General features: G+C 42.3%; 9 protein-coding genes. 7 read left to right on the forward strand and 2 right to left on the reverse strand.

The window, feature by feature from the left end; genetic code table 11:
* The first annotated feature begins 335 nt into the window (after positions 1-335).
* The 3 genes from ACRQ5D_RS20705 (at position 336) to ACRQ5D_RS20715 (ending at position 6,187) form a co-directional block, all read left to right on the forward strand.
* Positions 336-1,481: an efflux RND transporter periplasmic adaptor subunit gene (locus tag ACRQ5D_RS20705; RefSeq protein ID WP_091168324.1), complete on the forward strand. Its 1,146-nt coding sequence runs from the start codon at positions 336-338 to the stop codon at positions 1,479-1,481.
* A gap of 24 nt (positions 1,482-1,505) precedes the next feature.
* Positions 1,506-4,706, forward strand: a complete 3,201-nt coding sequence (locus ACRQ5D_RS20710; RefSeq protein ID WP_091168095.1) for an efflux RND transporter permease subunit — start codon at positions 1,506-1,508, stop codon at positions 4,704-4,706.
* Positions 4,707-4,774: 68 nt separating this feature from the next.
* Positions 4,775-6,187: an efflux transporter outer membrane subunit gene (locus ACRQ5D_RS20715; RefSeq protein ID WP_091168093.1), complete on the forward strand. Its 1,413-nt coding sequence runs from the start codon at positions 4,775-4,777 to the stop codon at positions 6,185-6,187.
* Positions 6,188-6,252: 65 nt separating this feature from the next.
* On the opposite strand, the gene ACRQ5D_RS20720 is transcribed toward ACRQ5D_RS20715, so the two are convergent.
* Positions 6,253-7,830: a hypothetical protein gene (locus ACRQ5D_RS20720; RefSeq protein WP_091168089.1), complete on the reverse strand. Its 1,578-nt coding sequence runs from the start codon at positions 7,828-7,830 to the stop codon at positions 6,253-6,255.
* Positions 7,831-8,153: 323 nt separating this feature from the next.
* Here ACRQ5D_RS20720 and ACRQ5D_RS20725 point away from each other — a divergent pair, with 323 nt between their 5' ends.
* Together ACRQ5D_RS20725 and ACRQ5D_RS20730 are read left to right on the forward strand one after the other, a co-directional pair.
* A complete protein-coding gene (locus ACRQ5D_RS20725; RefSeq protein WP_432326436.1) occupies positions 8,154-8,657 on the forward strand; it encodes a glycoside hydrolase family 20 zincin-like fold domain-containing protein in 504 nt (167 codons plus the stop codon).
* Positions 8,644-9,945, forward strand: a complete 1,302-nt coding sequence (locus tag ACRQ5D_RS20730) for a beta-N-acetylhexosaminidase (protein WP_431200308.1) — start codon at positions 8,644-8,646, stop codon at positions 9,943-9,945. Before ACRQ5D_RS20725 ends, ACRQ5D_RS20730 begins: the two co-directional genes overlap by 14 nt.
* Positions 9,946-9,986: 41 nt before the next feature.
* Here the strand turns inward: ACRQ5D_RS20730 and ACRQ5D_RS20735 are convergent, their stop codons facing one another.
* Positions 9,987-10,328: a hypothetical protein gene (locus ACRQ5D_RS20735; RefSeq protein ID WP_091168082.1), complete on the reverse strand. Its 342-nt coding sequence runs from the start codon at positions 10,326-10,328 to the stop codon at positions 9,987-9,989.
* 334 nt (positions 10,329-10,662) lie between these two features.
* Between ACRQ5D_RS20735 and ACRQ5D_RS20740 the strand changes: the two genes are divergently transcribed.
* Positions 10,663-11,535: a cellulase N-terminal Ig-like domain-containing protein gene (locus ACRQ5D_RS20740; RefSeq protein WP_431200309.1), complete on the forward strand. Its 873-nt coding sequence runs from the start codon at positions 10,663-10,665 to the stop codon at positions 11,533-11,535.
* Entirely contained in the window at positions 11,514-12,437 is a 924-nt protein-coding gene (locus tag ACRQ5D_RS20745) for a glycoside hydrolase family 9 protein (RefSeq protein ID WP_431200310.1), read from the forward strand. The genes ACRQ5D_RS20740 and ACRQ5D_RS20745 overlap by 22 nt, the downstream gene beginning before the upstream one ends.
* Positions 12,438-12,483: the final 46 nt, after the last annotated feature.

The raw sequence follows: 12,483 nt of genomic DNA on the forward strand, positions 1-12,483 counted from the left end.
TAATACAATGAAAAAGCTCACTCACAACCCACGCAGTCTATTTAACAGTGTTAAACGATTTAACGGTGTTGTAACATCTAATTTATGTACTTGCTGTAATTAGCGTACATCGTTTCGGTATATCGTCATGAAAAATCGTGAAAATAACGATATAAGGCATTGGAAATTAAATATTATAAATATAAATAGTTGATAGTCAGCTAAGTATGTAACTGGCATCTCAATTGAAAATGATCGGCAATAGTAAAACAATGAAAACAATCAAATCATCATATATCACAAGCCCAACGGCTTTTTCTAATCCTATTCATTCACCACTCTTAAAATCATCACTCATGAAAACACTCCTTTTAGCAGCAGTTGCAGCTTTAACATTATATGGATGTTCATCTGCACCGCAGGCTCCAACAGCACCTCCACCACCGGCTTTACCGGTTGCTTCTATAGTATCAGGTACCGAAACTACTTACCAGGAATATCCCGCTTCAATTGAAGGCGCCGTTAACGTAGAGATCAGGCCACAGGTAAGCGGTACTTTAGATAAAGTATTTGTTGACGAAGGCGCTTTCGTATCTGCCGGTCAGCCAATATTTAAAATTAATGAACAACCATACCGTGCAGCTTTAAATAATGCATTGGCAAGCTTACATGCCGCCGAAGCAGCACATGTAAATGCGCAACTGGAAGTTGAAAAACTAACTCCGCTTGTAGCTAATAAAGTAGTTTCTGACTACCAGCTAAAAACAGCTAAGGCAGCAGCTGATGTAGCGAAAGCCAATATCGAATCGGCTAAAGCTAACGTAGCTACCGCGCAGATCAATTTAGGTTATACCTTAATAAAAGCTCCTGTAAGCGGTTATATCGGTCTGCTTGCTAAGAAACAAGGTAGCCTTGTTGCTCCTGCGGATGTTGCTCCACTAACTCAATTATCAGATGTTCATGATGTACACGTTTACTTTTCATTGGGCGAAAAAGATTTTGTTGCCTTTAAAGAACAATATCCAGGTGCCAGCCTGAAAGATAAATTGAAAAATGTACCATCAGTATCATTATTGTTAGCTGATAATACAGAATATGCTAAACAAGGTAAAATTGATATTGTAGACGGCCAGTTTGATAAAAACACCGGCGCTATCACTTTAAGGGCAAATTTCTCAAACCCCGACGGTCTTTTACGCTCTGGTAATACCGGCAAGATCCGTTTAAGCCTGAGCCATAAAGATGCTTTGATTGTTCCGGAAGCTTCAACTATCGAAATGCAGGATAAAGTATTTGTATTTGTAGTTGGCGATAGCAGCAAAGTGAAAAAACAACCTATCGACATAATTGGTAAATCAGGTGATCATTACCTGGTTAAAGATAAAGAAGCTATTAAAGCCGGCGACCAGATCGTGTTAGAGGGCATTGATAAACTACAGGAAGGTATGGTTATCCAGCCTCAAAAGGCTGCAGATAAAGTAGCCGCTGTAGTTAAGAAATAATACATACACTTAAACTTTAAAGTCATGTTTCAGAAATTTATAGAAAGACCGGTACTCTCAACTGTTATCTCCATATTGCTGGTGATAGTAGGTGTGCTTGGTTTAACAAAACTGCCCTTAGAGCGGTTTCCTAATATTGCCCCTCCGTCAGTATTGGTATCGGCTGTGTATCCGGGTGCCAATGCCGAAACTATTTTACGTTCCGTTACGCCTTCGTTAGAAGAAGCGATTAACGGTGTGGAAAATATGACCTATATGACCTCTACCGCCAGTAATGACGGTACATTGGGTATTACCGTTTACTTTAAACAGGGTACTAACCCCGATCAGGCAGCGGTAAACGTTCAAAACCGTGTTTCACAGGCTTCAAGCCAATTACCAGCCGAGGTTTTGCAATACGGTATTACAACTACCAAACAGCAAAACAGCTTTATCGGTGCTATGGCCATCTACTCTGAGGATCCTAAAAAATACGATCAAACCTTTGTGGCCAACTACGCACAGATCAATATCGTTCCGGAAATTAAACGTATTCCGGGTGTAGGTTCTGCCAGTATCTTTGGTGGTATTAAGGATTATTCAATGCGTGTTTGGCTAAATCCTACCCAAATGGCAGCTTACAATGTTACTCCTGCCGAGGTTACAGCCGCTATACAGGACAAAAACCTTGAAGCAGCACCAGGTAAATTTGGTGAGCGCAGTAACGAAGCATTTGAGTATGTAATTAAATATAAAGGTAAACTTACCAAACCAGAGGAGTACCAGAACATCGCCATCCGTGCTAATGCAGATGGCTCTGTATTGCGTTTAAAAGACGTAGCACGTGTTGAACTGGGTGCTTATTCATACAATAGTGTTAGTAACCTGAATGGCCACGATGGTATTATCATCGGTATTATCCAATTGTCAGGTTCAAATGCCAACGAAATCCAGATCGCTATCGACAACCTGATGGTGAAATTATCTAAAGATTTCCCTGTCGGGATTAAATACAACCAATTCTATCGTACTAAAACCGACCTTGATGAGTCTATCAACCAGGTTGAGCATACCTTGGTTGAGGCCTTCATCCTTGTGTTTATCGTGGTATTCGTCTTTCTACAGGATTTCAGGTCAACGTTGATCCCGGCGATAGCGGTTCCGGTTGCTATTATCGGTACGTTCTTCTTTATGAACCTTTTCGGTTTCTCAGTTAACTTGTTAACGCTGTTCGCGTTGGTATTGGCCATCGGTATTGTGGTGGATGACGCCATTGTGGTAGTGGAGGCGGTGCATGCCAAAATGGAGCATGACCCAAGCCTAACCCCTAAGGCTGCAACTACGGAGGCCATGCACGAAATTACGGGTGCTATTATATCCATTACGCTGGTTATGGCGGCGGTGTTTTTACCGGTGAGCTTCATGACGGGCTCAACAGGTATCTTCTATCGCCAGTTTGCCTTAACCATGGCTATATCTATTATTATATCAGCTGTTAACGCTTTAACCTTAAGTCCTGCCCTGGCAGCCTTGTTTTTAAAGAATAAACATAGCGAAAATGGTCATGACGCACCTAAGAAAAGCTTTGTAGAGAAATTTTACGCGGGCTTCAATGGTGGCTTCAATTATATGACCAACAGGTATGTTGGCGGCTTGAAAGTTCTGATCCGTAATAAATGGATCAGTATGGCCGGCCTTGCCTTAGTAGTTGTTGCTACAGTTTACATGGTAAACAAAACCAAAACAGGCTTTATTCCTACCGAGGACCAGGGCTTTGTGGCGATAGCAGTAAATACACCATCAGGTACTTCATTAGCAGGAACTAACAAAACCTTTAAACTGGCTGAGGATCAGTTGAAAACACTGCCGTCAGCACGATTTGTTACCGCGCTTTCTGGTTTTAACTTCTTAACACAATCCAGCAGCCCGTCAGCAGGTGTTATCTTCCTGTTGTTGAAGCCTACTGAAGAAAGGGGAGAAGTTAAAAATATTGATGCTATCCAGAATATTGTTAGGGGCAAATTAGCAGGCATACCAGGTGGTACGTTCTTCGTGTTCAGTTTCCCAACCGTTCCTGGTTTCAGCAACGTGGAAGCGCTTGACGTAATGCTGCAGGATAAAACCAACGGCAGGTTGGATAAATTTAGCGGTGTTGCCAATAACTTTATCATGAAACTGATGCAGAAACCAGCGGTTGCTTTCGCCTTTACTTCATACAAAGCTGATTACCCTCAGTTACAATTAGAAGTTGATGACGAAAAAGCCAACCAGTTGGGTGTAAGTGTTAAAGACATCCTGTCAACCATGCAGGCTTACTTTGGTACCGCACAGGCATCAGACTTTAACCGCTTTGGTAAATACTACCGTGTGGTTGTTCAGGCAGATATTGCAGACAGGACAGATCCATCGGCAATTGACCGTGTGTTTGTTAAAAACAAATCGGGCGAAAATGTGCCGATCAATACCCTGGTTAAATTAACCCGTGTGTATGGTTCAGAAACTGCTTCACGTTATAACCTCTTCAACTCTATCGAAATTAATGCTATCCCTAAACCTGGCTACAGCTCTGGTGATGCCATTAAAGCGATTGAGGAAACTGCTAAGGAGCAACTGCCGCAAGGTTTTGCCTATGAGTTTACTGGCCAAACCCGCGAGGAGATTTCTTCAAGTGGTCAGTCGACTGTGATCTTCCTGTTGTGTTTGGTGTTTGTATACTTCCTGCTGTCTGCGCAGTATGAAAGTTATATCCTGCCATTGGCGGTAATACTTTCAATACCTACAGGTTTATTCGGGGTATTCATTGTGTTAGGCTTAACCGGTATCGAAAACAACATCTATGTACAGGTTGCGCTGATCATGCTCATCGGCTTGCTGGCCAAGAACGCCATCCTGATCGTAGAGTTCGCGGTGCAACGGCGAAGGGCAGGGCATGGGCTGGTTCAGTCGGCTATCGAAGCTGCTCAGCTCCGTATCCGTCCAATCATCATGACCTCCATGGCCTTCGTATTCGGTTTATTCCCGATGAGTATCGCTACCGGCCCATCTGCACAGGGTAACCACTCTATCAGTATTGGTGCAGCAGGCGGGATGGTTTCAGGCGTATTGTTAGGTTTATTTATTATACCTGTACTATACGTGATATTCCAGGGCTTGCAGGAACGCATTAGTGGCAAACCTAAGCCGCTTGCCGCTGCCGGCGACCATGGTAAAGATGCTGTAGTTTTAGAAAACGAATATTCAGCTTAATCAATCAAAACATCAACTAAAACTATCACGGCCGTTAAAATCCGTGATAGTTTAAAAAAGATATAACAATGAAAAATATAATAGGCAGTTTGGCTTTAGCACTGGTGGTGCTTGCCGGCTGTAAAGTTTCAAAAGATGTTGCTACGCCAAAGGACGCGCAACCTGAAACCTTCAGGAACGCTGTTACCACCGGCGATACCAGCAGCATTGCTGACTTGCAATGGAAAAACTTTTTTACCGATGCTGCTCTTCAAAAGCTGATTGACAGTGCTATCGTTAAAAATTACGATATGCAGGTGGCCGTAAAAAATATCGAGGCTGCACAATTGCAGTTTAAACAAGTTAAGTGGAATTATGTTCCTACTCTTGGCTTAAACGTTACTGCAAGCACCAACCGCCCGTCTGATAACAGTGTTACCGGTTTAAGTATCAAACAATACAATATTGGTACTAAACATGTCGAAGATTATAATGCTAACCTGGCGCTGTCATGGGAAGCTGATATCTGGGGTAAAATCCGCAGTCAAAACCGTGAAGCTTTGGCCCTGTACCTGCAAACTAATGAAGCTAAAAGGGCTATCCAAACCAACATCGTATCAAGTGTATCACAAGGTTACTATAACTTGCTGATGCTTGACGAGCAACTGGAAATAGCTAAGAAAAACGTAAAACTGAATGACAGTACATTGCGCATCATCAAATTGCAATACGATGCCGGTCAGGTTACTCTGTTAGGTGTTCAGCAGGCACAGGCCCAGTTAGAAGCTGCCGCGCAATTGGTTCCTCAGTTTGAACGCGATATCAATGTTCAGGAGAATGGCTTGAGCATATTGGCAGGTAGGTTACCTGACGCTATTGAACGTAGCGCTAAACTTAATGATATTACTTTCCCCGAAACACTTTCGGCAGGTGTACCATCAGCAATGGTGAGCCGCAGGCCAGATGTACGCAGTTCGGAGTTGGCTTTAAATATAGCTAACGCGAGGGTTGGTATCGCTAAAGCCCAGCTTTACCCTTCATTAACTATAACCGGTCAGGGTGGTTTAAACTCATTTAAATCAAGCAACTGGTTTAACATCCCTGCTTCATTATTTGGTACAGTAGCAGGTGGTATAGCGCAACCGTTGTTACAACATAAACAACTGCGTACCCAATATGAAGTTGCCAAAGTTGACCGCGAAAAAACAGTGATCCAATTCCGTCAATCTGTATTAAATGCGGTTGGCGAAGTATCTGACGCTTTGGTAAGGCTCCAAAAGCTTAAAGAACAACAAACTATCGCTGCAAACCGTGTTAAAACATTGCAACAAGCTACAAGCAATGCGAGCATGTTGTTTAAAAACGGGCTTGCTACCTATCTTGAGGTGATTACTGCGCAAGGTAATGTATTGCAAGGTGAGCTTGAATTAGCATCTATTAAAATGGCTCAACTTAGTGCCAACGCTGAGCTTTACCGCTCATTAGGCGGCGGCTGGAAATAAGCGTTATCCACCCCCGTGAAAATGGAAAACGGCTGATCAGAGATCCTGATCGGCCGTTTTCCATGTTAGGGATATGCCTTTCCCTGCGTTTTATTGCACCGGCTTTTTTTAGCTGATGTTATATATTCATTTATAATCAACAATAAAACAGGCAGCAGCAAACCTGTCAGTAAAGCAAAAAAATATACTAATAATGATTTGGAGAGCATTGATTCCTTCGCATGCCACGTTTCACTTATAATGAGCCTTGGCCCGGGGGCTTGCCCGCCTGAGCCATGTAACAGCCTGTTATACTGTTGTTGCTTGTTTTCAATTAAAGCTTTTATTTGGGCGATAGAATCATTCAATTGCAGCGATAAAAATGATGCTATTGATTTTGAATCTTTTGGGTGATCGACATCTTTTGGTTGCACACTATCTTGAGGTTGCTCAACATCTTTTGGTTGATCAACGTACTTAAGTTGGCGGACATCTTTAATTTGATGAGCATTTCTGATTTTTTGTTCTTTTACCGTTATGCCGTTAACAAGTGCTTCTTTTATTGAATTAAGTTCGAGTTTGAAAGCGTAAACGCTTGCATCAGCATTGTCCGAATCCTGCATTACCCGCTGTTTATTGAGTTGCGCTTTATTAAAATCTTGTATGAGTGCTTCGATACGGTAATCGCTAACCTGATGATTATCCGGTATGATAACAAAAGCGTCATTAGGTTTCAAGGCGTATGCTTTAACAGCAGTAAGTGCATTTAGGCCGGCTCTTTCTTTTTCCGTCAGTGCCGTTTTCGCCGTCACCAGTACCGGAACAGCTCTCCGCTTCGGCATTTGTCTGGGCTTTTTAATGTTGTTCAGTATGGCTTGCTGTTCGTGATACTTATCTGCCACCGCTTTATAATAAGCTATGCTATCGTTTAATTTAAGAAGTAACGTGGTATCAATAACAGCCGGTTTAGTGGGTGAAACAGGTTTAGCATATTGGGCATTAATTATTTCTACAAGTTTATTCAAAAAATCATGCCCCTTTTGAGCATTATCCGTGTTTATGCTCAATTCAAAACTGCTATCGTTCAAAATTTTCGCACGCATACTTTTGCTAAATTGTTCAGTTAAATCGGCAGAGCGAGTGAGTTTTACTATCAGCGGTAGTTGTATTGATTTAAAAGCTGGCCCTTTTATTATGGTGTAACTTAGAGATCCGTACTTAACCGGGTGGTATAAAGGTACATCTGTGAGTACATTATCCTGATCAATCCTGCAAACGCCGCCATTAATTAAATTGATGGTGATTTCAACAGCAGAAGTATAGAAGTTGCTCTTTCCGGGTATAAGCTTAATGGGTAATGAATTGCCATAAATCTCTTTTGTTGTAAAAGTTCCCTTATGATAATAACTTACCTGGAGCCCCAATGCATTGACCGCTTTTTTTATCGTGGTTTCAGAGCGCAACTCGTTAATTGCTGTCGTTAATAGTTCCCAATCATCGGAAGCATCCAACTCTACGCTCACTTTGTATTTAGGGGATGAAAAAAGTAAATAAACTGAAGTTGCTAAAACAACAATTACTACCGAAGCAATCACGAAATATCTGTTGCGGAATAACAGGCCAGAAATATTCCTTCCCGCTCCTTTGATGCGAGCCTGGTTCATAGGATGCAATACTTGTGCTGATGTAAATTGCTGTAATTTAGTAATTTGCAATTTATCCAGAACGCTCGTTTTGTGATTGTTCTTCGCGCTGTGGTAATTTTAGTAACGCTTTACATGTTGTTATAGCTAAACTCACAATCGTATCTCAAAAATTGTGAAACAATTTATACAACTCCCTGAGTGCATTGACAGGTGATTTCATGACCTTACGGATAACAACCTGCCCGGTTGCAGCAGTTAAACACTTTGTTACAAACAAATTACCGGGTTTTTCAAAGAAAATTCATATCATAGCAGCCCCAAACTATTTGAGTTGTTTTTAAATGAAATTTAAGATCGTACTTGTATTTATTTTGTTTTCCGGATACGTACGGGCGCAAAATGTCAATATAATCCCGCAGCCCAAGTCTGTTGTTAATGGTACAGGGCAGTTTACATTCAGTAATCACAGTACCGTTGGTGTAAATGATGCTTCGTTGTTGCCAATAGCCCGTTACTTCCAAAAACAGGTAAGCCAGTCGGCAGGTTTTACGCTTGCCGTTGATAATAAAGATGCAGGTAGTGTTATTCATTTGTTGTTAACCAATGGCGATCCCGCCGCGGGGGCATATTCCTTAAAAATTGTTGCCAATGAAATTACCATTTCTTCGTCAAACCGTGACGGGGTGTTTTATGGGATGATTTCCTTGCTGCAAATGATCAAAGACCAGCCCCGGGGCGAAACCATCAGCTTAGCGTCTTTAACCATTACCGATACGCCGCGCTATCAATGGCGGGGGCTAATGCTTGACGAGATCCCGCCATTTTTTCGGGATGGAAAAAGTTAAGCAAATCCTTGACTGGATGGCTTACTATAAGCTAAATAAGTTTCACTGGCATTTAACCGATGCCCAGGGCTGGCGTTTGGAGATAAAGAAATATCCTAAACTGACACTGATTGGCGGTATCGGTAATTACAGTGATTCGATAGCCGATCCTCAATATTATACCCAAACCCAGATCAAAGAGATCATTGCTTATGCTGCGGAAAGGTTTATAACCGTGATCCCCGAAATTGATATGCCCGGCCATGCTACCGCAGCTAACAAAGCGTATCCGCAGTTTAGCGGCGGCAGTGTTGAAGGCTATCCTAATTTTACTTTTAATCCTGCAATCGATAGTACCTACCAGTTTCTTGGTAACATCATTAAGGAAACCAGCACGCTTTTTCCTTCTAAAATGATCCATTTGGGAGGCGATGAAGTGGCCTTGGGTGTTAAGGCCTGGTCGCTTAACCCTTCAATAGCCGGGTTTATGCAGAAAAATAATTTTGCCGATGTAGGCGAGCTGGAGCGTTATTTCTTTAAGCGCGTAGCCGACACCGCCATAAATGCAGGTAATAAAGTATTGGCCTGGGATGAAGCAACCGGAACAAACCTGCCGGCTGATAAAACCATTATTTTTTGGTGGAGACAAAATTTACCGGGCCAACTGCATTTAGCCGTTCAAAAAGGCTACCAGGTAGTGCTTTGTCCGCGCCTGCCTATGTATTTTGATTTTGTGCAGGATGCTGACCATATCTCGGGCCGCAGGTGGAAAGGTGTGTATAATACTGTGGGCAGTGTTTATGGTTTCCCTGAAAGGCAGATGCAGAATAACGAAGACCTGCAATCAAAACAGATCATAGGTGTACAAGCCAATATCTGGACTGAAATGATCGGCTCTGAAAAGCGCCTTGATTTTATGCTGTTTCCGCGTATAGCAGGTTTGGCCGAAGCTGGATGGACAGCCCCTGAGCTTAAGGACGAAGAAGCTTTCAATAACCGTTTAAAAGCAAGTATCAAAATCTACGATGCAGCTAATATCTATTATTTTAATCCTTTTGATAAGTTTTTCCATGATGAGGCTATTGATTTTGGTCCGAAGATCAGGAAAATGGAGAGACCGGCAGATCAGAATATAGAAGATGAAGGTTACCGCCCGAGGAGAAGACATGGAAAGTCTTCAAAAAGAACCTCTCATTCGTCAAAACATTCTTCTTCATCAAAGCATTCTTCCTCTAAGAAGTCATCATCTTCAAAAAAATCTTCTTCTTCAGGTAAAAGCAAAAAATCATCTCATAAAAAAAGGAAATAACCTCTAGGTTATTTCCCTTTTGAAATTACTTCCGGATGTTATTATCTGTATGAAGATAAGTGCGTAGTTTTAATACTAAGGACAAACGATTTGCCAACGCTTATCTTTACATTTTTGTCCTTTAAAATCGCTTTAACAGCTTCATCGGCTTTAAGGAGTTCGTACAAATCGCGCGCCACTGCCGATCCGCTGATGTTGTTGGTGACCTTGCCGTTTTCGATATTGATATTAAAGGTATAACCGGATTTTCCCCTGCTGCCGGCCGCTTCAAAATCAGTTATATTTAACTTAAACTGCTGCTCGTCCTGCAGACTTCTTTTCAAGTGCAGGCGTATTACAGGCATGTACTTTTGCCACGTGCTTAAATAATTTCTTTCGTCCATAATAGTGTTTGTAAAAGCGAAAGCCCTCGTAAAGTATTTATACAAGGGCTTCGGTTATCGGGTTAAAGAGATTGTTACACCTCCCGGCATTAATAGTTTTCAATAAATCAGCTTAATGTAACGGCCAATTTTTATAAGTTTCAAAGTTACCTAAATAAAATGGGTAAACAGGCAGCATGTTATAGTTTGTTTTAATACCCCAATTAAATTATAAAGAGTTGTTGGATAAATTGTAGTGGTAAATTAGGGGGATGGTTGCCGATTTTTAGGCCAGGGTTACTAACTGTCGGTTTATAAATACTGTAAATTGCATTGATCATTAAACTTCATTTACATGAATTCATTTGTTCGCCAAATTATCCTGTCAGCCTTTTTTTCGCTGTTTTGCTGTCTGTGCAAAGCGGATCCTGTTTTTTACATGAACCAGGTGGGGTATGATGCCCGGGGAGCAAAAACTGTTGTTGTGCGTTGCGATACCAAACTTGTGCCGGGTATACTTTTCGCGTTGCAAAACTCAAATGGTAATGCTGTATATATTGCTCCGTTAAATGGTCCGTTAAAGGTTGAGGAATGGGACAAGGACGGATATTTTTACCAGGCCGATTTTTCGGAATTTACAGCGGAAGGGAAATACAGAGTTTACATTGGTGCCAAAGATTTTAGTTCTCAATCTGATTGGTTTCAGATTAAGGGAAACGCATTGGCAGTAACTACCATCCCATCGGTATTGAGTTATTATAATAAGCAGCGGGCTAACACACCAACGGAGCTGCAGGCCGACGCAGCCGTTCAACTTTATGGCAGCGATAAAACAGTCGACCTGCGTGGCGGCTGGTGCGATGCGTCGGGCGATGTAAGCAAATACTTTTCGCACTTAGCTTATGCTAATTTTATGTCGCCCCAGCAAATACCGTTGGTAACCTGGTCAATGATCAATACGGTGCAAACCGCGCTGGGTTTGTTAAATAAGCTAAACGTATATGACGGTATGGTGAACGAAGCACTCTGGGGTGCTGATTACATGATGCGCGCCCTGTCAAAAGACGATTATTTTTACATGATCGTATTCAGCTATTTTAATAAAGACCCTAAAGCCAGGCGTGTTGTAGGGCTAAAAGCAAACAGCGTTACTACAGATGAGTACCAGGCTGCTTTTCGGGAAGGAGGGGGATCGCTATTGCATCGTTGGCACGGATCTCGCAACTGAAAAAAGACGGTGACTTTAAGTCGGCGGAATATCTTGCCGCTGCCAAACGGGCTTTCGCGCACTTGCTGGCAAACAATACCAGATATGATGACGATGGCAAGGAAAATATTATTGATGATTATTGTGCCCTGATGGCTGCTACCGAATTGTGGATTGCTACCGATAGTTCCCTTTATCGTGATGAAGCCCGAAAACGTGCGCTAAATTTGAACAAGCGAATGAGCCCCGAAGGGTATTTTATTGCTGATGATGGCGACAGGCCTTTCTGGCACGCAGCTGATGCCGGCTTACCCGTTATCGCTTTATGCAGGTACCTGGATAAGGAGCAAGAAGCTGATGAGCGTTCTGGTGCGTTATCAACCATAAAAAAAGCACTGGATTATAACCTGAAGGTAACCGCTAATGTGGATAATCCGTTTGGCTATGCCCGCCAATCTTTTAAGTTTAGAGGTGCGGTAAAAGATGGCTTTTTTATCCCGCATGAAAATGAAACCGGCTGGTGGTGGCAGGGAGAAAATGCCCGCCTGGGTTCGCTGGCTGCGGCGGCATTGGTAGGGGGACGGTTAGTATATCCCGAAAAAGGTGGCTGGGGCATAAAAAGAGAACTGGCAGAGTATGCATCGCACCAGATAGCCTGGATACTGGGTTGTAACCCTTACCAAATGTGCTTTATGTATCAGTATGGTAAAAACAATGTGCCTTATATGAGTTCAAATTTCGGCCATGGATCGGGCAAGGGTGGGATTTCTAACGGAATTACCGGTAAAAAGGAAAATTCCGACGGCAGCGGTATCGATTTTAAAATAAAAGACAACGGCAACGAATGGCGATGGACAGAACAATGGTTGCCTCATGCCGCCTGGTATTTGCAGGCCGTTACCGCTATGGCTGTCCAGCAATAATTCGGAGCTGTCATTTTTTATACCTCAAATTGTCATATTTAATACC

Origin of the sequence: Mucilaginibacter sp. P25, assembly GCF_050859465.1 — a bacterium.
Lineage (GTDB): Bacteria > Bacteroidota > Bacteroidia > Sphingobacteriales > Sphingobacteriaceae > Mucilaginibacter > Mucilaginibacter gossypii.

Coding starts and splice junctions, on each gene's coding strand:
- ACRQ5D_RS20725 (WP_432326436.1), top strand. CDS start 8,154: ATGAAATTTAAGATCGTACTTGTATTTATTTTGTTTTCCGGATACGTA.
- ACRQ5D_RS20720 (WP_091168089.1), bottom strand. CDS start 7,830: ATGAACCAGGCTCGCATCAAAGGAGCGGGAAGGAATATTTCTGGCCTG.
- ACRQ5D_RS20715 (WP_091168093.1), top strand. CDS start 4,775: ATGAAAAATATAATAGGCAGTTTGGCTTTAGCACTGGTGGTGCTTGCC.
- ACRQ5D_RS20705 (WP_091168324.1), top strand. CDS start 336: ATGAAAACACTCCTTTTAGCAGCAGTTGCAGCTTTAACATTATATGGA.
- ACRQ5D_RS20735 (WP_091168082.1), bottom strand. CDS start 10,328: ATGGACGAAAGAAATTATTTAAGCACGTGGCAAAAGTACATGCCTGTA.
- ACRQ5D_RS20740 (WP_431200309.1), top strand. CDS start 10,663: ATGAATTCATTTGTTCGCCAAATTATCCTGTCAGCCTTTTTTTCGCTG.
- ACRQ5D_RS20710 (WP_091168095.1), top strand. CDS start 1,506: ATGTTTCAGAAATTTATAGAAAGACCGGTACTCTCAACTGTTATCTCC.
- ACRQ5D_RS20730 (WP_431200308.1), top strand. CDS start 8,644: ATGGAAAAAGTTAAGCAAATCCTTGACTGGATGGCTTACTATAAGCTA.